This window comes from Dysosmobacter sp. Phy (assembly GCF_054476235.1).
In genome coordinates this window covers 2,300,376-2,319,697 of sequence record NZ_CM136997.1, presented here as the reverse complement: position 1 = coordinate 2,319,697, position 19,322 = coordinate 2,300,376, and the positions used below count along the sequence as shown (strand labels likewise).

At 58.9% G+C, this 19,322-nt stretch carries 21 protein-coding genes; 8 read left to right on the top strand and 13 right to left on the bottom strand.

The window, feature by feature from the left end:
• Positions 1–2: 2 nt before the first annotated feature.
• The 3 genes from ACVDHE_RS11435 to ACVDHE_RS11425 form a co-directional block, all read right to left on the bottom strand.
• Positions 3–899, bottom strand: coding sequence for a tRNA 2-thiocytidine biosynthesis TtcA family protein (locus ACVDHE_RS11435; RefSeq protein WP_325284710.1), 897 nt, complete (start codon positions 897–899; stop codon positions 3–5).
• A gap of 51 nt (positions 900–950) precedes the next feature.
• Positions 951–2,513, bottom strand: a complete 1,563-nt coding sequence (gene cls / locus ACVDHE_RS11430; protein WP_213038176.1) for a cardiolipin synthase — start codon at positions 2,511–2,513, stop codon at positions 951–953.
• Positions 2,514–2,650: 137 nt separating this feature from the next.
• A complete protein-coding gene (locus ACVDHE_RS11425) occupies positions 2,651–4,099 on the bottom strand; it encodes a nicotinate phosphoribosyltransferase (protein WP_458884651.1) in 1,449 nt (482 codons plus the stop codon).
• Between the two features lie 194 nt (positions 4,100–4,293).
• Here ACVDHE_RS11425 and ACVDHE_RS11420 point away from each other — a divergent pair, with 194 nt between their 5' ends.
• The gene (locus tag ACVDHE_RS11420; protein WP_213038174.1) at positions 4,294–5,130 is read left to right on the top strand and encodes a BadF/BadG/BcrA/BcrD ATPase family protein; all 837 of its coding nucleotides are present in this window, start codon (positions 4,294–4,296) and stop codon (positions 5,128–5,130) included.
• Positions 5,130–6,137: a hypothetical protein gene (locus ACVDHE_RS11415; protein ID WP_458884650.1), complete on the top strand. Its 1,008-nt coding sequence runs from the start codon at positions 5,130–5,132 to the stop codon at positions 6,135–6,137. Before ACVDHE_RS11420 ends, ACVDHE_RS11415 begins: the two co-directional genes overlap by 1 nt.
• 72 nt (positions 6,138–6,209) lie before the next feature.
• On the opposite strand, the gene ACVDHE_RS11410 is transcribed toward ACVDHE_RS11415, so the two are convergent.
• The 3 genes from ACVDHE_RS11410 to ACVDHE_RS11400 form a co-directional block, all read right to left on the bottom strand.
• Complete coding sequence (locus ACVDHE_RS11410; RefSeq protein WP_418725454.1) at positions 6,210–6,653, bottom strand: CD1247 N-terminal domain-containing protein; 444 nt, start codon at positions 6,651–6,653, stop codon at positions 6,210–6,212.
• Positions 6,654–6,739: 86 nt separating this feature from the next.
• The gene (gene efp / locus ACVDHE_RS11405) at positions 6,740–7,309 is read right to left on the bottom strand and encodes an elongation factor P (protein WP_213038171.1); all 570 of its coding nucleotides are present in this window, start codon (positions 7,307–7,309) and stop codon (positions 6,740–6,742) included.
• 125 nt (positions 7,310–7,434) lie between these two features.
• On the bottom strand, positions 7,435–7,968 hold the full coding sequence (locus ACVDHE_RS11400; protein WP_213038170.1) for a YqeG family HAD IIIA-type phosphatase: 534 nt from the start codon (positions 7,966–7,968) through the stop codon (positions 7,435–7,437).
• 79 nt (positions 7,969–8,047) lie between these two features.
• Between ACVDHE_RS11400 and ACVDHE_RS11395 the strand changes: the two genes are divergently transcribed.
• Positions 8,048–8,818 (top strand): hypothetical protein, encoded by a 771-nt coding sequence (locus ACVDHE_RS11395; RefSeq protein WP_418725461.1) that lies wholly within the window; start codon positions 8,048–8,050, stop codon positions 8,816–8,818.
• 101 nt (positions 8,819–8,919) lie between these two features.
• Here the strand turns inward: ACVDHE_RS11395 and ACVDHE_RS11390 are convergent, their stop codons facing one another.
• A complete protein-coding gene (locus ACVDHE_RS11390; RefSeq protein WP_458884649.1) occupies positions 8,920–9,672 on the bottom strand; it encodes an SDR family NAD(P)-dependent oxidoreductase in 753 nt (250 codons plus the stop codon).
• Positions 9,673–9,909: 237 nt separating this feature from the next.
• On the opposite strand from ACVDHE_RS11390, the gene ACVDHE_RS11385 reads away from it, so the two are divergent.
• Complete coding sequence (locus tag ACVDHE_RS11385) at positions 9,910–10,650, top strand: FadR/GntR family transcriptional regulator (RefSeq protein WP_458884648.1); 741 nt, start codon at positions 9,910–9,912, stop codon at positions 10,648–10,650.
• Between the two features lie 294 nt (positions 10,651–10,944).
• Positions 10,945–11,424, top strand: coding sequence for an IS200/IS605 family transposase (gene tnpA / locus ACVDHE_RS11380; protein ID WP_087270007.1), 480 nt, complete (start codon positions 10,945–10,947; stop codon positions 11,422–11,424).
• Between the two features lie 178 nt (positions 11,425–11,602).
• Here the strand turns inward: tnpA and ACVDHE_RS11375 are convergent, their stop codons facing one another.
• Positions 11,603–12,499 carry an NAD(P)/FAD-dependent oxidoreductase gene (locus ACVDHE_RS11375; protein ID WP_458884647.1) on the bottom strand — a complete coding sequence of 299 codons (897 nt, stop codon included), beginning with the start codon at positions 12,497–12,499 and terminating at the stop codon, positions 11,603–11,605.
• Positions 12,500–12,542: 43 nt separating this feature from the next.
• The gene (locus ACVDHE_RS11370; protein ID WP_458884646.1) at positions 12,543–13,574 is read right to left on the bottom strand and encodes a YeiH family protein; all 1,032 of its coding nucleotides are present in this window, start codon (positions 13,572–13,574) and stop codon (positions 12,543–12,545) included.
• 122 nt (positions 13,575–13,696) lie between these two features.
• Between ACVDHE_RS11370 and ACVDHE_RS11365 the strand changes: the two genes are divergently transcribed.
• A complete protein-coding gene (locus ACVDHE_RS11365; protein WP_458884645.1) occupies positions 13,697–14,557 on the top strand; it encodes a LysR family transcriptional regulator in 861 nt (286 codons plus the stop codon).
• A gap of 515 nt (positions 14,558–15,072) precedes the next feature.
• Here the strand turns inward: ACVDHE_RS11365 and ACVDHE_RS11360 are convergent.
• From ACVDHE_RS11360 to ACVDHE_RS11345, 4 genes are all read right to left on the bottom strand, one after another.
• Entirely contained in the window at positions 15,073–15,264 is a 192-nt protein-coding gene (locus tag ACVDHE_RS11360; RefSeq protein WP_418503985.1) for a nucleotidyltransferase substrate binding protein, read from the bottom strand.
• Between the two features lie 38 nt (positions 15,265–15,302).
• Complete coding sequence (locus ACVDHE_RS11355) at positions 15,303–15,443, bottom strand: nucleotidyltransferase substrate binding protein (RefSeq protein ID WP_458884644.1); 141 nt, start codon at positions 15,441–15,443, stop codon at positions 15,303–15,305.
• On the bottom strand, positions 15,427–15,711 hold the full coding sequence (locus tag ACVDHE_RS11350) for a nucleotidyltransferase family protein (RefSeq protein WP_418503987.1): 285 nt from the start codon (positions 15,709–15,711) through the stop codon (positions 15,427–15,429). The genes ACVDHE_RS11355 and ACVDHE_RS11350 overlap by 17 nt, the downstream gene beginning before the upstream one ends.
• A gap of 465 nt (positions 15,712–16,176) precedes the next feature.
• Complete coding sequence (locus tag ACVDHE_RS11345; protein ID WP_458884643.1) at positions 16,177–17,079, bottom strand: MerR family transcriptional regulator; 903 nt, start codon at positions 17,077–17,079, stop codon at positions 16,177–16,179.
• A 503-nt stretch (positions 17,080–17,582) separates the two neighbouring features.
• Here ACVDHE_RS11345 and ACVDHE_RS11340 point away from each other — a divergent pair.
• Positions 17,583–18,479 (top strand): dihydrodipicolinate synthase family protein, encoded by an 897-nt coding sequence (locus tag ACVDHE_RS11340; RefSeq protein WP_458884642.1) that lies wholly within the window; start codon positions 17,583–17,585, stop codon positions 18,477–18,479.
• 25 nt (positions 18,480–18,504) lie between these two features.
• Positions 18,505–19,311 carry an NAD(P)-binding domain-containing protein gene (locus ACVDHE_RS11335; protein WP_458884641.1) on the top strand — a complete coding sequence of 269 codons (807 nt, stop codon included), beginning with the start codon at positions 18,505–18,507 and terminating at the stop codon, positions 19,309–19,311.
• Positions 19,312–19,322 lie beyond the last annotated feature (11 nt).

Here is a 19,322-nt window from a genome sequence, read left to right as displayed (position 1 = left end):
CGTCACTCCTCGTTTCCATCGGCGTCCTCCGCCCCGGTCCCGCCCAGGGGATCACCGGGAAAGTCGTAGTAATCCAGGAAAGAATGGGCCGCGCCCCGGTACTTGAAGCCGGGAAAGGTGTCCAGCTGGACGCCGTGGACGGCCCGGAACATACTCTTTTCAATGTTGGGGTTGCCCTGCTTCAGCTGCCGCAGCAGCACCTTCATCTCCTGGCGCTTGCTGTCCCCCACGCCGTCCTCCGCGGCGTCCCGCCCCTCGGTGAAGCGGCAGGCGCACTGGAGGAAGCGCAGGTGGTTGTAGTTCTTCCAGGCGATGATGGCGTCCTCGTGGACGCAGTACAGCGGGCGGATCAGCTCCATGCCGGGGAAGTTCTTGCTGTGGAGCTTGGGGGGCATGGTCTGGAGCTGCGCCCCGTAAAAAAGGCCCAGCAGCGTGGTCTCCAGTACATCGGACATGTGATGGCCCAGGGCGATCTTGTTGCAGCCCAGCTCCCGGGCCTTGCTGTACAAAAATCCCCGGCGCATTCGGGCGCAGAGATAACAGGGGTTCTTCTCCACCTGGACGGTGACGTCGAAGATGTCGCTGTCAAAGATGGTGATGGGAATGCCCAGCCGGGCTGCGTTTTCCTCGATCAGCGCCCGGTTGGCGGCGTTGTACCCCGGGTCCATCACCAGAAAGGTCAGGTCAAAGGGCTGCTCCGTGTGGCGCCGGAGCTCCTGCATCAGCTTGGCCAGGACCATGGAGTCCTTGCCGCCGGAGATGCACACGGCGATCCGGTCCCTCGGCTCCACCAGCTCATACCGCTTCACGGCGGCGATGAAGGGGTTCCAGAGGCTCTTGCGGTAGGTTTTGATGAGACTGCGCTCGGCAATCTCCTGAGGGGTCAGTTCTCGGGCCATGAGGTCCTCCGTTTTTCTCAAATCGTTCCCCGGCCCGCGGGCCCGGGGATATTACAGCCAGATGGCGAACAGCCGCAGCAGCGAGGCGAAGAACCGCCGCAGCCAGGGCCGCTTGTTCCACTCCTCCAGAGTGTACTGCGCGCTCTGGGCCATGACCTGGTCCAGATCCTCCAGCAGCTCCTCCACCACCGGCATGTGGTAGAGCAGCACGCCGCACTCATAGTGGAGCTGGAAGGTGCGGTAGTCCATATTGGTGCTGCCGATCAGGGCCACCTCCCGGTCCACCATGACGCTCTTGGCGTGGAGGAAGCCGGGTGTATACCGGTAGATGCGCACGCCGTGGCGCAGCAGCTCGCCCCAGTAGGTCTCCGCCACCACATAGGCGTACTTCTTGTCCGGCACCGCCGGTACCAGCAGCCGCACGTCCACCCCGGCGTCCGCCGCGATGCACAGGGCCTGCTGCATGGACTCCTCCACGGCGTAGTAGGGCGTGGTGATATACAAAAACCGCTTGGCGGAGGAGATCAGCTGGAGATACGTCTCCTCGATGGGGTTGTCCGGATTGTTGAGGGGGCCGTCAGTGAAGGGCTGGCACCAGCCGGGTCCGCCCTCGGCCACGTGGCGGGGGCGGTAGTAATCGTCCTCGTTGGGCAGGGTGCGGCCGATCATCTTCCACATCTGGATAAACTGGGAGGCAAAGCCCCAGGCGCCGGCGCCCTCGATACACACGCCGGTGTCCTTCCAGTGGCCGAAGCGCACCACCAGGTTGGCGTACTCGTCCCCCACGTTGATGCCGCCGGTGTAGGCCCACTGCCCGTCAATGACAGCGATCTTCCGGTGATCCCGGTAATTGAAGTAGATTCGGTTTACATAACGATGCACCGGGTTGAATACCTCTACCTCGATGCCCGCATTCTGCATGGCCTGGAGGGTGTCGTCGGACAGCCGGGTGAGATTGCCGAAGTCGTCGAAGATGATGCGAACCTCCACTCCGGCGGCGGCGCGCTCTTTCAGCACGGCAAACATCTCGTCCCAGATCCGGCCCTCGGCCAGGATGTAATACTCCAGGAAGATATAGACCTCCGCCCGCTCCATCCGGGCGATCAGGTCCCGGAAGAACTCCGCGCCGTCGGAGAAATACCGGGCCCGGGTGTTGCGGTAGAGCAGAAAGCCCCGGCGCTGGAGATAGGAGGCCAGGCGCCCCCAGGCCGGGGACTGGCGGCTCAGGCGGGCCACATTGTTCCCGCTCTCCATCCACACGCTCTCCCGCTCCGTGGGCGGCGCGACCTTGCGCAGGCTCAGATTCTTTGCCTGGTGAGTTCCGCCCCACAGGCAGAAGAGGATCATGCCCGACACCGGCAGCGCCAGCAGCAGACACATCCAGGCCAGCTTGTAGGAGGGGCTGCCCGGCCTCTGGTATACCCGAATGGCCACCAGGGCACCGGCCAGGCCCAGCACGAAATAGGCATAGTTGGCCTGCTCCCGCAGGAACCGGGTCAGCAGCAGCGTGGTGGCGATCTGAGCGATCACCGTCAGCGCGCACATGGACAGGCTGGTGGCGGCGGAGATTCTCCGTTCGGTCCGCTCCTGGGTATGGGGCAGATTTCTATGCATGACCTTCACCTCCCGGTGTGTGCAGTCTCAGCAGCTTATCGTAGTATTATACCGAAAACGACGCTGCTGTTCAACCATGATTCTCAAACGAATCACCCCCGCGGGCCGCAGCATACGCGGTCCGCGGGGGCTCGGTTTCACCGGCTCTGGCGCAGCAGGGCCTGCTTGATGTCCCAGAGCTTCTGGCTCAGGTCCACATAGTAGGTGTGGGGATTCTCAAAGCGCTTCACCTCGTCCCACAGGGCATCCGCCTGCTCCCGGCAATAGGCCTGGATCGCCTGGAGGGAGGGCCGCTCATAGACCAGCTTTCCGCCCTGGAACACCGGCACCTGCAGGGGCCGGACGACAAAGTCCGTATAGGTCTTGCGCTTCCAGGTGGCCCGGGGATCGAACAGCTCCAGAGGCTGCTTGTCGTCCACAGTCTCGTCGTACACGGCGATATAATCCGCCTCCGCCTTGCCGGTGACCCGGTCAAAAATGCGGTAGACTTTCTTAAAGTGGGGCAGGGTGATCTTGTCCACATTCTCGCTGACCTTGATCTTGGGAACGACGGTCCCCTTCTCATCCTCCACCGCCGCCAGCTTGTACACGCCGCCGAACACCGGCTCGCTGCGGGCGGTGATCATCCGCTCGCCCACGCCGAACAGGTCGATCTGCGCTCCCTGGCGCAGCAGGTCCTGGATGATATACTCATCCAGGGAGTTGGAGGCGGAGATCGCGCAGCCGGTCCAGCCGGCCTCGTCCAGCATCCGCCGGGCCTCCCGGGTCAGATAGGCGATGTCGCCGGAGTCCAGCCGGATGCCGCACTTGGTGATGCCCCGGGGCCGCAGGACCTCGTTGAAGGCCCGGATGGCGTTGGGCACGCCGGATTTGAGAACATTGTAAGTGTCCACCAGGAGCGTTGCGTTGGTCGGATAGATCTCACAGTACGTTTTGAAGGCCTCGTATTCCGACGGGAACATCTGGACCCAGGAGTGGGCCATGGTGCCGCCGGCGGGCACACCGAAGAGCTGGTCGGAGATGGTGCAGGCCGTGCCCTTGCAGCCGCCGATAAAGGCCGCCCGGGCGCCGGCAATGGCGCCGTCGGTGCCCTGGGCCCGGCGGGAGCCGAATTCCAGCACTGTCCGCCCCTGGGCCGCCCGGACGATGCGGTTGGCCTTGGTGGCGATGAGGCTCTGGTGGTTGATGGTCAGCAGGGTGAAGGTCTCGATCAGCTGGGCCTGGATGGCCGGGGCCCGGACCGTCACCACCGGCTCCCGGGGGAAGATGGGCGTCCCCTCGGGAATGGCCCAGATGTCGCCGGTGAAGCGGAAGTCCTTCAGATAGCGCAGGAATTCCTCAGAGAACAGTCCCTTGCTCCGCAGGAATTCGATGTCCTCCTCGTCAAAGTGGAGATCCAGAATATAGTCGATCAGCTGGTCCAGACCGGCGCAGACGGCAAAGCCGCCCTTGTCCGGCACGGTCCGGAAGAACACATCAAAATAGGTGATCCGGTCCTGAAGGCCCGCCTGGAAATAGCCGTTGCCCATGGTCAGCTCATAGAAGTCGCACAGCATGGTCAGATTCAGCTTGTCTTTGCTCTGCATGGTACGCACCTCGAATTTCTTCAGTGATGGGGATGCTGTTTTCTCGATTATAAGCGGACGGGGCGGGAATTGCAACGCTTTTCCCAAAAAACTCGTCAAAAATTTATCAATTTCCCGTTGACAAGCCCTCTCCCCTCCCCTATGATGAGAGCAGCAACAGGCGGTACAGCCGCCGGAAGGATGGGAATTTCATCATGGATGTGATTTTAGGCATTGACATCGGCGGCTCCACCACCAAGATCGTGGGGCTGGACACCCGGGGGAACGTGCTGTCCATGCTGCGGGTCCGGGCCGAGGACCAGGTCACCAGTCTGTACGGTGCCCTGGGCAACTACCTCACCAGCAACCGCCTGGCCCTGTCGGATGTCAAGCGGGTAGTGCTGACCGGCGTGGGCGCGTCCTATGTGGAGGGAGACATCTACGGCCTGCCCACCTATAAGGTGGACGAGTTTTCCGCCAGCGGCACCGGCGCCCTGGCCCTGTCGGGCCAGTCCTCGGCGGTGGTGGTCACCATGGGCACCGGCACCGCCTTCCTCCACGCGGGACCGGAGGGCGTGCGCCATCTGTGCGGCAGCGGCATCGGCGGCGGCACTCTGGGCGGGCTGTGCCACAAGCTGGTGGGCATGGAGCGCTTCGGCCAGATCAAGCGCCTGGCGGAGTGCGGCAATCTCAAGCAGGTAGACCTGACCATCGCCGATATCTCCAAATCCGCCGCCGACAGCCTCCACCCCGACATGACCGCCGCCAACTTCGGCAACCTGGCCGAGGACGCCTCCCCGGCGGACCTGGCGGCAGGGGTGGTGAACCTGGTACTCCAGGCCATCGGCACCATGACGGTGCTGGCCTGTCAGAGCAGCGGGGCCGATACGGTGGTCCTCATCGGCTCCATGACCACCCTGCCCCAGGCGGAGACCAACTTTCAGCTCTTTGAAAAGCTCTATGGCTTCCGCTATATCATTCCCGAAAACGCCACCTTTGCCACCGCCATCGGCGCGGGGCTGTGCAGCCTGCGGAAAAAGGCGGTGGAGTGATGGAGGGGCCGGGCCTGTGGCCCATCTACCACCCCCGGATCCCGCCGGTGCTGCGGCACCTGTCGGCCACGCCGCCCATGGCGCGGCTGCGCCATGTAGGGATGAACTGCGGCTGCGAGTACACGGACTTCCCCCGGTTCCGCCATCTCGCCCCCTACTCCCGGTTCCGCCACAGCGTGGGGGTGGGACTCATCGTCTGGCACTTTACCCATGACGCTGCCCAGGCGGCGGCCGGTCTGCTCCACGATATCTCCACTCCGGTGTTCGCCCATGTGGTGGACTTTCTCCGGGGCGACCACCTGACCCAGACCGCCACGGAGCATGGCACCGCCGCCCTGATCGCTGCCTCTCCGGAGATCTGCCGGGTACTGGCAGCCCACGGTCTCACACCCGAGCAGGTCTGCGACTACCACCGCTACCCCGTCGCCGACAACGACGCTCCCCGCCTCTCGGCTGACCGGCTGGAGTATACCCTGGGCAACGCCGTGAACTACGGCTTTCTCTCCATGAACCGTGCCCGGGCCCTGTACCGGGACCTGACCGTGATCCCCAATGAGGACGGCGCGCCGGAGCTGGCCTTCCGCACCCGGTCGGCCGCCTCCGCTTTCACGGCGGCGGCGCTGAACTGCGCCCGGGTGTATGTGGCCGACGAGGACCGCTTCGCCATGGAGGCACTGGCGTGGCTGCTGCGCCGTGCCCTGGACCGGGGCGTACTGGATCCGGCGGACCTGATGGCCACGGAGCCGCAGGTCATCGCCAAGCTCCTGGCCGACCCGGTCTGCGGGCCGTTGTGGAGCCGGTTCCGGTCCTTTGCCCGGCTGCGCCGGGCGGCGGAGCGGCCGGCTGGAGGCGAGTGGTACCAGGTGGCGGCAAAGCTGCGGTGGATCGACCCCCTGGCCGCCGGCGCGGGCCGGGTCTCCCGGTGGGACACGGACCTGGCGGCGGAGATGAAGGCCTTCCGCCGGACGGATTTCAGTCCGTGGCTCTCCGGCGAACCGCAGAGGTAACCCCACATTTAGCAGTCAGCAAACGCAAAAAAGCGGCGGCGCCTTTCGGCGCCGCCGCTGATGGTCTCCGGATTATTCCTCGTCCTCGGGCTCCTGGGGCTCTTCCTCCATGCCGGTCAGATCGAACTCCAGCTTCTCGCCGCAGTTGGGGCAGATCACCTGGCCGTCCTCCAGCACGGACTCGTCGAAGTAGATGGTCTCCTCGCAGGTGGGGCAGGTAGTGGCGTAGCAGTCCTCGTCCTCATCCAGCTCGTCGTACTCGTAGTCGTCCTCATCCTCGTCGTCCTCGTCATCCTCTCCGAAGACCACGTCCTCCACGTCCTCCAGATCGTCGCTGACGGCGTCCAGACCGTCGCCCAGCTCCTCCTGAGCGTCCTTGAGATCCTCGATCTCCAGGGCCATGTCGTCCAGCACGTCGATGATGGCGGAGAGCAGCTTGCCGATCTTCTTATCGGTATCCAGTTCCATGCCCTCGGCCAGGCCCTTGATATAAGCGACCTTCTCAGTGATTTCCATAGCGGTAGCTCCTTTCATATTCAAGCTTTGCAGGCACTTCACCTGCGGTGTGGGAAAGGGGGGACGAAAGTCCCCCCTTTTTTACATTACTCCTTGCTGCGGCCCAGATACTCGCCGGTGCGGGTGTCGATCTGGATCTTCTCGCCCTCGTTGATGAAGATGGGCACCTTGATCTCGGCGCCGGTCTCCAGGATGGCAGACTTGGTGACGTTGGTGGCGGTGTCGCCCTTCACGCCGGGCTCGGTCTCGGTGACCACCAGGTCCACGAAGTTGGGCACTTCCACGGTGAACACGCTGCCCTTGTAGCTGAGCAGAGAGCACATGGTGTTCTCCTTGACGAACTGGAAGGCGTCGCCCAGCACGTCCTTGTTCAGGGGGACCATGTCAAAGGTCTCGGGATCCATGAAGTAGTACAGATCGCCGTCATTGTAGCTGTACTCGGCGTTCTTCCGCTCCACAGCCACCTGCTCGAACTTGGCGCTGGGGTTGAAGGACTCCTCACGGATGGTACCGGAGATGACGTTCTTGTACTTGGTGCGCACGAACGCGGCGCCCTTGCCGGGCTTGACGTGCTGGAAATCCACGACCAGCATGGGCTTTCCGTCCATCTCAAAGATCATACCCTTGCGAAAATCGCCGGCAGTAATAGTAGGCATTGATTTTTCCTCCTCACAAATCTACGAGAAAACGACCTGCGGGAGGACATTTTCTCTGTTTTTTGATCGTTCTACAAAATACCGTAGATATTTTATCCTATGTTGTCCGCTATTGCAAGTATTTTTCAGCGGTTCTCCCGATTTTTTCCGCCGCTTTTTTCCATCCGGCGGCGGCAGACGGCCTTGAAGGGAGCCTGGAGGGCGTGAAGCACCTTCTGCCAGGCCGTCACGGCGCCGCCGGCAGGCTCCACCATCAGCGCCAGAACGCCGCAGCGGTTGGCGGCCAGCATATCGGTCAGCAGCTTGTCCCCCAGCATGGCAGTGCGGCGCCGATCTGCCCCGGCCCTGCGCATGGCGGCCTCCAGTCCCTTGGGGCTGGGCTTGCGGGCGTGGCCCTGATAGGGCACCCCCAGCTCGGCGCAGAACTCCGTCACCCGGCGGCCGGAGCGGTTGTTGGAGACGATCATGAAATCGATCCCCTCCGCCTCCAGGGCTGCGATCCAGGTCCGCAGGGCCTTGTCCGGCCGGCGGACGGACTTGGGCGCCAGAGTGAAATCCAGATCGCTGAGCAGCAGGGTGATCCCCTGCCGGGACAGCCAGGCGGGATCGACCTGGTCATAGCGGTCGAACAGATGGTCCGGGATCAGAGAAACGGGCATAGGCGGCTCCTTCATCGCATACTCTGCTTGTAGTATACCAGCTTCGCGGAAAAACCACAAGGGGGGAGATCGTTTGCAGGTGTATCTCGCCGTCACGCCGGGACAGCTCCAGGAGGCCGCCCGCCACTGCCGGAACCTGGCCCATGTGGCCTACCGGGTGGGAGAGGGCTCCGTGCTGCTGCGCCAGAGCGTGCTGCTCCAGGCCAGGGGCGGTCTGCTGGCCGTCACCGACCAGGAGGCGCCGCCCATCGACGACCCGGAAAAGCTCTCCGCTGCGGCGGTCCGGGAGTGCGGCCGCCGGGGCTATACCGGCGTGCTGCTGGACTTTCAGTCCCGCTCCCCCGACCGCCTGGCCTTCGCCCGGCAGCTGGCCGCGGTCCTGACCCAGACCCGCCGCACGCTGTATGTGCCGGAGGAGTATGGCCCGGCGGTGCCCGGCGCCGTGACGCTGATCTGCACGGCCCTCTCCGGCGGGGACTTCGCCCAGCGGCTGCGGGAGGCGGCCTCCGCCGCCGGCGGCGCCGGGAAGCTGGCTCTGGACGTACAGCGGCTGCGGATGGACTTCACCCTCCCCGCCCGGACCGGCGAGGGCCGGCCTCTGACGGCGGAGGAATTCCAGGCCCTGACAGAACGGGAGGACCCGGCGGTGTTCTTCTCCCAGGAGCTGTGCGCCCGGTACTTCACCTACACCCACGAGGGGCAGACCCATTTCGTCCTCTTTGACGACGCCGGGACCATCCGGAAGAAATTGCAGACCGGCACCGCTCTGGGCTACGCCGCCGCCTTTTTGATGTTTCCCGAGGTCCGGGACCTGCTGGACGATCTGTTTCCCCTCCGTCCCGGACGCTGAACGCCCGAAACCGCGGCTCCTTCAGCGGCTCCTGTCCCGGCAGAATGAACCCCCTCCCCGCACTCTGGCCGGTGCGGGGAGGGGGCATTGCATGTATGGTCTCAGCCGTTCATCAGCATCCCGCCGTCACAGTTGAGGTTTTCGCCCTGGATGAAGCTGGCCGCGTCGGAGGCCAGGAACAGCACCGCGGAGGCCACCTCCTCCGGAGCCGCCGGCCGGTGGAGGGACATGGCCTCCAGGACTCTCTGCTCCTTTTCCTCCGTCAGGATGCTGACCAGGGGCGTCTTGGTATAGGCCGGGCAGAGGCTGTTGCAGTAGATGTTCTTGCCGGAGCCCGCCTTGGCGATGCTCTTGGTCAGGGAGATCACGCCCGCCTTGGCGGCAGCGTAGGCCGCAGTCCCCAGGTAGCCGCCGCCCACCTTGGCGGCGATGGAGGCCACGTTGACGATCCGTCCGCCGCCGTTTTGCGCCATGTGGCGGAAGAGGATCTGGCTGGCCAGGAACACAGCGGTCAGGTCGATGGCGATGACCCGGTTCCACTCCGCCAGGGTCAGCTGATCGAAGTCCGCCACACTGACGATGCCCGCGTTGTTGATGAGGATGTCCACCCGCTGCTCCTCCACGATCTGTCCGAACACCCGGGGCACCTGCTCGGCATCGCCCAGATCCACCGTGTAATACACCGCGTTTCCCAGCTCCTCGCAGGTCTTTTTTGCCGTCTCGGGATTGATATCCACGATGACCACCTTTCCGCCCAGGTCCACGAACTGTCTGGCGATCGCCTTTCCGATCCCCTGGGCCCCGCCGGTAATGATCCCGGTCTTTCCGGCAAAGGACACGCCGCAAAGATCCATACTGATGCCTCGCTTTCTTTTTGATTGAATGGTTGAACCATTTGACAAAATAGTAGTCCAACATCGTTTCCCTGTCAATGCGCAGAATCCATGATTCCCGCCGTGTTTTCTGCACAAAATCACGAAGATCCGGTGCGAGCTCCCGGCGTCTGCCCCCTCCGCCGCGCCTTGACGGGGTTCGGAAAACATGGTACATTACAAGAAAAACGACGGAGACAGGAGGTGGCGGATACGGACATGCAGGCATTCTCTCCGGCGCAGACCCAGAAGGCGCCCGACGTGATCTATGACCAGATCTACCAGCGGATCGTCAGCGGAAAGCTGAAGCCGGGAGACCGGCTGCCCTCCGAGCGGGTCCTGGCCGAGCAGTTCCAGCGCAGCCGCCACATCATCCGGGAGGCCCTGCGGATGCTCCAGCAGGACGGGCTCATCACCATTGAGGTGGGCAGCGCCGGCGGCGCCATCATCCAGGGCATCTCCATCGACATGCTCTCCGCCCCTTTGAAAAAGTACCTCTCCAGCGGAGACCTGGACCTGCGGGAGCTGACGGAGTACCGCTATCTCAATGATTTCGGCTGCGCCCGTTTCGCCGCCCTCCACCGCACGGAGGCGGACATCCGGGCCATGGCGGAGGCCCTGGAGCGGGTGAAGGCCAGCATCGAAAATGACGACGCCTTTTTGCAGCACGACATCGACTTCCACCATGCCCTGGCGGCGGCCAGCCACAACCGCCTGGCCATTCTGGTCAACGACGCCGTCATCCTCCTGGCCACCGAGCGGGTGGAGCGCTCCGTACGCACCGCCTCCCGTCAGCAGCGGGCGGAGCTGAACCGGAAGATCTACGAGAGCCACAACCGCATCTTCCAGGCCGTGGTGGCCGGCGATGTGGCGGAGGCCGGCCGCTGCGCGGACGCCGTGGTGGACCTGTTCCGCGCCCAGAACCCCGCTTCCGGCACGCAGAACAGGATACTTGACTGAACAGCGTCCGGGCTGTACACGCTGGCAGATCGCGCTGCAAACCGTCAGCCGCCCGCCCCGGTCCAAAAAGATCCGGAGCGGACCGTCCTCCCCCGGCAAACAGGAAAAACCAGCACTGCGGCTGAGCAATCAGCCGCAGTGCTGGTTCGTTTTTGGTGGTACCAAAGGCAACCCCCGGCTAAGCCGGGGGTAAAAAATAGCTTAAAGCGAGGAGAAAAGTAGAAAAAGAAAAAACTCCCTGATAAGGTAGAAGTGGTTTGCCGACCACACAACTACGATAACAGGGAGGTCTTCATCGTGAAAGACAAAGACATAAGTAGTTTAGAGCATACGAGTTGGAGATGTCAATATCACATCGTATTTGCACCAAAATATCGGAGGATGGAGATATATGGACAAATAAAACAGGATATAGGAGTGATATTGAGGAAACTGTGCCAGCAGAAGGGGGTAGAAATAATAGAAGCCAGAGCGTGTCCGGATCATATCCATATGCTGATAAGTATCCCACCCAAGTACAGCGTGTCACAGATTATGGGGTATTTAAAGGGGAAGAGCAGTCTGATGATATTTGACCGACATGCGAATCTAAAATATAAGTATGGGAATCGGCACTTTTGGGCGAGAGGATATTATGTGGATACAGTGGGACGGAATAAAAAGCAGATAGCAGAGTATATCCGAAATCAACTGGCATCGGATCAAATAGCAGACCAGATAGGGCTGAAAGAGTTTGTTGACCCGTTTACGGGTCGCGAGAACAAGAAGGCATAAGAGGAACCCCTTAAGGGGTAGCCCGAGAAAGAAATGCAGTCGGCAAACCTTTCGGGGCCCCTTAAGGGGCTTCGTCCGTATCTGGCCCTTATAGGGCCTACTCAAGCCTCCGGCTCAGCCGGAGGTTTTGACTCACCCGTACGACACATGAAAGGATCCGGGCAGAGCCTGCCCCGTCTCACATGGCGGCGTTGATGGCGGCGATGGCACCGTCGGCCACGGCAGTGGCCACCTGGCGCACCTGCTTGACCCGGATGTCTCCGGCGGCGTAGACGCCGGGGATGGACGTCTCCATCTTCTCGTTGGTAGGGATATATCCGTCCTCCAGGGCCAGCTCCGTGTAGAGGGACGTGTTGGGGGTCACGCCGGCGTAGACGAAGATCCCACAGCCGGGGTCCTCCACGGTCTCGATGGTACCGTCGTGCTCATTGGCGATCTCCAGCCGCTCCACCCGGGTCTCCCCATAGACGGCGCGGAGCCGGGAGGCCAGCCGCAGGGAGATGTTTCCGGCGGCGGCCACTTTCTGGCGGAACTCGGCGATGCAGCCCAGCTGGTCCTCGAAGTGGATGATGGTCAGCTGCTTTGCAAAGGAGGCCAGGTACAGCGCCTCCTTCACGGCGCCGTCGGCGCCGCCCACCACGTAGACGTTTTTGCCGGTATAGGCGGCGCCGTCCCGGGCGGCGTTCATGCCCATGCCCCTGCCGGCCAGCTCCGCCTCGCCGGGGATACCCAGCTTCCGGGGCGTGCCGCCATTGGCCAGGATGATCCGTTTGGCTTCATAGGTGCCCTTGTCGGTGACGACGGTCTTGACCGCCCCCGTCAGCGTCACGCCGGTGACGTCGGCGTAGACGATCTCCACCCCGGCCCGGAGGGCCTGCTCCTTCATGCGGGCGGCAAAGGTGGCGCCGGTCTCCTGGGTCTCGATGGCGGTGTAATGGGTGACAGTGGACACCTTGCCGATGATGCCGCCCACCTGGGCCTTCTCCAGAACCAAGGCCCGTTTGCCCCGGCTGACGGCGTAAATGCCCGCGCTGATGCCCGCGGGACCCGCTCCGATGATGAGGATGTCGTACATAGCGATCCGCTTCCTTTCTGTTTTTCAGCGATGTGGAAAAGTTTTACAGGAGCCCCTGGAGATGCTGCATGATGAGGCTGGCGCAGGTGATGCCCGCCCAGCAGCAGGCGCCCATGAAGATGGGCTTGCCGCCGGATTTCACCAGCTTGACGATGTCCGTATTGAGGCCGATGGCCGCCATGGCCAGGATGATGAAGAACTTGGACAGCTCCTTGAAGGGCTTGAACACGCCGGCGTCTACGCCGGACATGGTGGCCACGGTGGTGATAACGGAGGCCAGGACGAAGAAGAGGATGAAGAAGGGGAAGATCTTCTTGATGTCGAAGGAGCCGCTGGAGGCGCCGCCGCCCCGCTTGGCCTGCCAGGTCCTCCAGACAGCCAGCACCAGCGTGATGGGGATGATGGCCAGGGTCCGGGTCAGCTTGACGATGGTAGCGTACTCCAGCACCGAGCCGTTGGTGCCGTGGAGAGTGTCCCAGGTGGAGGCCGCCGCCGTGACGGAGGAGGTGTCGTTGATGGCAGTGCCGGCAAAGAGGCCGAAGCCCTCGTTGCTCATACCCATGGCGCCGCCCAGGGTGGGGAAGGACAGCGCCGCCAGGATGTTGAACAGGAAGATCACGGAGATGGCCTGGGCGATCTCCTCATCGTCGGCTCCGATGACGGGAGCGGTGGCGGCGATGGCGCTGCCGCCGCAGATGGAAGAGCCCACACCCACCAGCACGGAGATATTGGCGGGAATCTTCATCCACCTGCGCAGCAAAAACGCGATCACCAGAGATATGGTAATCGTGGTGCAGATAATGGGCAGGGACCGGGCGCCCACCTTGGCAATCTCGGAAAGATTCAGTCCGAAGCCCAGCAGGATCACCGCGTATTGCAGGATCTTTTTGGAAGTGAAGGCGATGCCGGCCTGGTAGCGGGTACGGTCCCGCAGGATCAGGGACACCACCATGCCCAGCAGGATGGCGATGACCGGTCCGCCGATCACCGGGAAAGCGCGCCCCAACAGCCAGCTGGGGATAGCCAGAACCAGGCACAGCAGCAGTCCGGCTCCCGTTTTTTTCAAAAAGTTCATGTGATTCCTCTCTCTTTCTCAGCGTATTGGGCTTGTCTGTTCTTGATTATAGCCCGGTTTATTGATAAAATAAAATGAAGAATTATTATATATCAATAATTTTACATAATAGGTGATGTGCAATGCTGGATCCGCGCTGGAACACATTTCTCACTCTGTGCGAAACCATGAACTATACCCGCGCAGCGGAGCGGCTGTGCCTGACGCAGCCCGCGGTGACCCACCATATCCACTATCTGGAGGCGCACTATGGCTGCCGCCTCTTTTCCTACGAGGGGAAAGTCCTGAGGCTGACAGAGGCGGGGGTCCGGCTGCGGGAATTCACCCGCTCCATGGCCTATAACAGCCGGAAGATCGAAACCGTCATGGCGGCGGCCGCCCCCATCTCCCTGCGGGTGGGCGCCTCCAAAACCATTGGGGAATACGTCATTGCCCCGCAGGTGGAGCGTTTCCTGCGCTCCCAGCCGGAGGCCTCCTTTTCTCTGTTGGTGGACAATACCCAGGTGCTGCTGCAGGCGCTGGAGGAGGGCCGGCTGGACTTTGCTCTGGTGGAGGGCTACTTTGACCGCAGCCGCTACGATGCCCGGCTCTACCGGCAGGAGGCGTTTTTCGGCGTCTGTGCCCCCGACCACCGGCTGGCAGGCCGGGCGGTGGCGCTGGACGAGCTGGCCGGTGAGCGGCTGATCCTGCGGGAGCCGGGCTCCGGCACCCGGGCCATCTTCGAGGAGGGCCTCCACCGCCGGAACTGCTCCCTGGACAGCTTCCCCGGCGTGGTGACCATCAGCGATTTTTCCACCATCAAATCCCTGGTGGCAAATGGGCTGGGCATTTCTTTCCTGTACGCACCGGTGGCGGCCAGGGAGCTGACAGCAGGAACTCTGGCCCGGTTCGATCTGGCGGAGATCCCTATGAGCGGGTCATTCCACTTTGTGTGTCTCAAGGACAACCTCTTTGCTGCCAACTGGATCCACTGGATGGAGTAAACGCATCCTTGCCGGACCTCGCAGCAGCTGCTCTGCAATCCAGCCGGCGAAATCCCAGATCTTTTAATTTCAAAAGGTATCCTTTGAAATCTCCGGCAGAAAAAGCCATCGCAAGCAGTTTGCTTGCGATGGCTTTTGTTATGTCTGCACGCTCTATAATACGGTCAGCCAGCCCCAGTTCTGCGTGAAGCAGCGCGCTTTTGCAACGTACAAGCGTTTTGGCAGCCGTCAAAGCCTTTGCGGAGGGCAAATTCATTCCATCTGAGCCGTTCAGCGCCCGGCTGAATTCAAGCCAGTGGCCTACAGAGTCGGAGTCTTCAGGCGGTCAAACGTGAAACCGTTGGGGCCAATGGTTTTGTGGGTTTTGGACAGATTTGCAAGGTTTTACAGAAAATCCCCGGAGGCATTGCGAAGCAATGCCTCCGGGGATTTTTTCGATAGTAGTCAAATAGTAGTCTGCGTCAAAGGCGGAACAGTTCGGACCTCCGGCTCTATTTCATGCTTCCAGATAGCGCTCAGCCAGGGCGGTAAGGGGTCGATATAGCGATGCTGATATCCGCAACGACCTGAGCCGCCTGCGCGTCATCGTACATGTGAGCGGTGATATTGCGGGAGGCCAGCATATCCAGCCAGACCTGCTGGTCACTGATGATCTGCGCGGCATAAGCGGCCTTGAATACCTGCTTGGAGAAAACGATCCCGCTCATGTCGGCCCCTGGTCTTCCAGGTATTCCCGCAGGAACTTCTAGGCCAGCTCAAAGGTGAGCTCAAAACGCTGGATCACGCCGTTACGAATGACGGTGGAGTCCGAATTTTGGGCGAAATCGGACAGGGCCTCCCTGAGCCGCTCTACAGCCTTGCGGTAATTTTCAACTTTCTGCAGCATAAAGGATCACACCGTCCTTTTCGATGTTCGATAAGAATTCAGAGTCCATATCAGAGGCCACATGGACGATATCCAGCATCAGGAGCGTCGGGAGGTCCTCCGCATCCAGCCAGAAGGAGGTCCGATTTTCCGGGGGCATTCCGTACACCGCCAGGTCAATATTGCTGCGCTCACGGAAATCCCCCCTGGCCCGGGAACCAAAGAGGACCAGCTTCCGGGCTCCATACCGGCGGGCCAGCTCACCGAGCTGACGATAGATCTGTTCCATGGATACCTCCTTGGCCGCTCCCCTGCCGGGCAGTATTTTCGCTGTGAGGGAATTCTCTGTAGACATACACCGGGCAGTTAGATATCCTGCCGCGATCGCACCTGGAATGCCGACCATCTCGTTTTTGTTAACATAGCACAGAACAAACAGGAATAAAAGGCAATCTTCCCACAGGTACTGAAAATATCCTTTTTGCCACAGATGTCAGTAAATTCCGTTTATTGGCATAAACTCCCGTTGTCAGAGATTTTTAGCTTTATTTTAAATATGGAAGCAAACTGTAATGGCTATTTCCAATGAACTCTTGTCGTCAGTTGACACAAGGAGTCAATCCAAGTTGTGTTTTTTGTAATTCATAACTATCCCGAAAAACTCTTACCAAAATATTCTGTTATCGGGCTTCGGCTTGCCGCAAAGCAAGATCAGTTATGTGTTCAAGTTTTCTCACATATAGAGGGACACGGTTTAATCATCAACTGTTTTTTCTTGTGCCGGAAATTTAATTGGAATCTGAAACTTAACCAAAATTGTACTGTCACTATAATCATATATTGACGTTTTAGCCAAAACCTCTCCCAAATAATCTCCAGTAATTTGATAGTGATTATCTCGAATGAACAGGAGAAGTTGATCAAGCCCAACCGATTCAGATTGACCATCCAACGCGCAATAATTTCGATAAAGACACGCATAAGTCCCGGATTGCACAATTTTTTGAGGAAGTACAGTCTGTATAGGGGCATCTGTAAGAAGCAATGCTCCGTTACAAACGTACCTCCCTTCTATTAGATTCTGCTTTGTAATGGTACAGCAAGCCTGATACAGGAGGGAGGGAGAAAGATGATGATTAAGCAAAGTGCCTCTTATTTGACCTAAGGCCTGTTCCCAGGGTGAGCCGTTGGAGTAATCCTCTTTCAAATCATACGCATCAATTTGAAAATCAAGGGCAAAGCGCTTAGGAATAAATTCAATAAAAGCAGAATCCAAAACCGGTGGATTTCGCAGTTTTGCACAGCTATTTAGTTGCTTGATAAGAATATCCCGTGACGCCGTATCTTGAGCAATCTTCTCATTCAGTCTATCAATACGCTCGTTCAAAAGCGCTTCAAACAAGGACAGATCCTTTTGCTCAAGCATGGTTTTTATTTGCTGCAATGACAATCCCAGAGATTTCATTTGCAGTATTTTTTCCAAACGGGAGAATTGACTCTGTGCATAATAGCGATAGCCATTACTGTCGTTTATATACTGGGGAATCAACAATCCCATATCGTGGTATAGTCGCAGAGTCCTTGGAGAAACTTCAAAAAGTTCAGCCATTTCACCAATACTTATTTGTGTGTCTTTCCTTTGAAAATACTCCTTCAAAAATAAGCACTCCTTCCCTTCATATCTCTTATGATGCAGCAGCAAACTGTATTGATTATAAAACCGTGCCTATCTGGCTCGGCATTTGTAATCCAGGAATTTTTTACATTTTTAATAAAAACTTCTCCGCACGAAAGCGAATATTCTTACAGAGAAAAAGCACTTTAATCCTCACAAAAATTACCCATATTGAACCATTATAAGAACTTATTCTACAAACCGTTTTTTCGTTGTCCCACTCCGAAAAACTTTAACGCAGCGAGATAGGAAGGAAAGGTGTTTTCTCTGCGAAAGCACTTCACCGGCCACCAATTTACGCATTTTTTTGACAAATTAGAATAAATTCCCCCCAAATATTTGCGATTGACATTGACGCAATGTCAATCGCTACAATTTTCTTATAATCGGTGAACAAAAAGCGATTCATTGTTCAAATTATATACTGAATTCGCATTATTTTCACCGAAAAACACTTAATTTCAATTAGGAGGAACCGGACTACTATGAGAAATGCGAAATTTGACGGAGTCATGACGGCATTATGTACAATGTACAATCGTGACGGCAGTGTTAATGCAGACATGGTCAAAGCCCACACCGATTTTTGTATTCGGGGTGGCGTAAATACGGTACTTGCCTCCGCAGGTAGCGGTCAATACGTAAATATGACCGCGAAGCAGCGAGAAGATACAATTAAAGCTGTTGTAGAAGGCGCCGCAGGTCGCGTCCCTGTTCTGGCGGGCGTGTTGGAACCCGGTTTGGGCGCTGCTTTAGAAAATGCTAAGCTCGCAGAAGGATCCGGCGCAGAAGCCCTGGTAGTTCTTCCTCCCTACTACGTCACCGTCACACAGGAGGGCATTTATGATTACTTTGCAGAACTGGCGCAGACTGTCAGCCTTCCAATTATCGTGTACAATTATCCCGGGCGCATTTTAACCAACGTACTGCCTGAAACTCTGGCAAAAATGATGCGGGAGATCCCTTCGGTTATCGGCGTAAAGGAATGCTCTGACTACTCGCAATTCCTCAATGCCGTCCGCCTGGTCGGTAATGATGGCGCTGTATTCAGCGGCTCTGATCTGGCCTTTGCCGATCAGGTCCTAGCTGGCGCCAAAGGCGGCGTTATCGCTGCTTCCTGTGTTCTGCCGGCCGAGTACGCAAAAATTTTCCGCCTGGCCAAGGCTGGCGACACCAAAGGTGCCCACGATTTGATTTTCCGGTATTATGCCTTGGTAAAGGGTCTGTTTGGAAACGGCATGCATCCGTCTCCCCTCAAGTATGCTATGAGCCTGATGGGCCAGGAAATCGGTGAGTGGACCACTCCCATTTGTGAGCCTGATGACGCCACTAAGTCTTTGCTGTACAGTGAACTGGAAAAACACGGCATGCTGGCTCACTGATCCCTATTGAAAAGGAGCGACAATCATGAAGTCTGATCAACTGCCTGTCCTCGGCTTTCTTGGGGCCGGCGCTATTGTCAGCGCTATGGTGCGCGGATTCTGTGAGCGTGCGCAGGACACCCCCTATCACCTGGTCGTATCTGATATGCGCCCGGAAGCATGTGAAGCCCTGCGGAACCAATATCCCGAAAGAGTTTCAGTCGCATCCAGCCTGCAAGAATGCGTGAATCAATCGGATTGGGTTATAATCGCTGTTTGGCCCCAGGCAGGTGAAGAAGTAATACGATCCTTGCAGTTCCGCCCGGACCACAAAATCATTAACGTGATGTTCGATAAAACGGTGGAAGAAATTCGCAGTTGGATGAATACAGATGTCAGCATTATGCTGCACATGATCCCTGGAACATACCTAAGTTTCTACCCTGGCCCCATTGTTCAGTGTCCCGCCATCCCGGAAGCAGCCGAAATATTTGGCCACATCGGCAGAATTGTCAATGTAGACAGTCGTTATCAGGCCGCTGTATTTGGCTCTGTCACCGGTCTGTTCGCCCCTATTTTTGCCGTCATGGATCATGTAATTGATTGGGTCATTGCACAGGGTGTTCCCGCTGACGCAGCGACTACATATGTGACCAATATGTTTGCGGCCGTATGCCAAGAGGCCTGCGGAATGGACAAAGAGGGCGTGCACCACATGGCAACCGTCAGCACCCCCGGAGGAATCAACATGCAGGCGCTGGAACTGTTGGATGCCGCCGGAGCCTTCACCGCCTGGCAGCAGACGCTGGACCCTATTATGGTCCGCACGTCTTTCGGCATTTTCAAAGGTTGAAAGGAGCACGC

What these genes read in the sequence shown, in the direction of transcription:
- ACVDHE_RS11435 (WP_325284710.1), bottom strand. Translation starts at nt 899, where the DNA reads ATGGCCCGAGAACTGACCCCTCAGGAGATTGCCGAGCGCAGTCTCATC.
- cls (WP_213038176.1), bottom strand. Translation starts at nt 2,513, where the DNA reads ATGCATAGAAATCTGCCCCATACCCAGGAGCGGACCGAACGGAGAATC.
- ACVDHE_RS11425 (WP_458884651.1), bottom strand. Translation starts at nt 4,099, where the DNA reads ATGCAGAGCAAAGACAAGCTGAATCTGACCATGCTGTGCGACTTCTAT.
- ACVDHE_RS11420 (WP_213038174.1), top strand. Translation starts at nt 4,294, where the DNA reads ATGGATGTGATTTTAGGCATTGACATCGGCGGCTCCACCACCAAGATC.
- ACVDHE_RS11415 (WP_458884650.1), top strand. Translation starts at nt 5,130, where the DNA reads ATGGAGGGGCCGGGCCTGTGGCCCATCTACCACCCCCGGATCCCGCCG.
- ACVDHE_RS11410 (WP_418725454.1), bottom strand. Translation starts at nt 6,653, where the DNA reads ATGGAAATCACTGAGAAGGTCGCTTATATCAAGGGCCTGGCCGAGGGC.
- efp (WP_213038171.1), bottom strand. Translation starts at nt 7,309, where the DNA reads ATGCCTACTATTACTGCCGGCGATTTTCGCAAGGGTATGATCTTTGAG.
- ACVDHE_RS11400 (WP_213038170.1), bottom strand. Translation starts at nt 7,968, where the DNA reads ATGCCCGTTTCTCTGATCCCGGACCATCTGTTCGACCGCTATGACCAG.
- ACVDHE_RS11390 (WP_458884649.1), bottom strand. Translation starts at nt 9,672, where the DNA reads ATGGATCTTTGCGGCGTGTCCTTTGCCGGAAAGACCGGGATCATTACC.
- ACVDHE_RS11385 (WP_458884648.1), top strand. Translation starts at nt 9,910, where the DNA reads ATGCAGGCATTCTCTCCGGCGCAGACCCAGAAGGCGCCCGACGTGATC.
- ACVDHE_RS11375 (WP_458884647.1), bottom strand. Translation starts at nt 12,499, where the DNA reads ATGTACGACATCCTCATCATCGGAGCGGGTCCCGCGGGCATCAGCGCG.
- ACVDHE_RS11370 (WP_458884646.1), bottom strand. Translation starts at nt 13,574, where the DNA reads ATGAACTTTTTGAAAAAAACGGGAGCCGGACTGCTGCTGTGCCTGGTT.
- ACVDHE_RS11365 (WP_458884645.1), top strand. Translation starts at nt 13,697, where the DNA reads ATGCTGGATCCGCGCTGGAACACATTTCTCACTCTGTGCGAAACCATG.
- ACVDHE_RS11360 (WP_418503985.1), bottom strand. Translation starts at nt 15,264, where the DNA reads ATGAGCGGGATCGTTTTCTCCAAGCAGGTATTCAAGGCCGCTTATGCC.
- ACVDHE_RS11355 (WP_458884644.1), bottom strand. Translation starts at nt 15,443, where the DNA reads ATGCTGCAGAAAGTTGAAAATTACCGCAAGGCTGTAGAGCGGCTCAGG.
- ACVDHE_RS11350 (WP_418503987.1), bottom strand. Translation starts at nt 15,711, where the DNA reads ATGGAACAGATCTATCGTCAGCTCGGTGAGCTGGCCCGCCGGTATGGA.
- ACVDHE_RS11340 (WP_458884642.1), top strand. Translation starts at nt 17,583, where the DNA reads ATGAGAAATGCGAAATTTGACGGAGTCATGACGGCATTATGTACAATG.
- ACVDHE_RS11335 (WP_458884641.1), top strand. Translation starts at nt 18,505, where the DNA reads ATGAAGTCTGATCAACTGCCTGTCCTCGGCTTTCTTGGGGCCGGCGCT.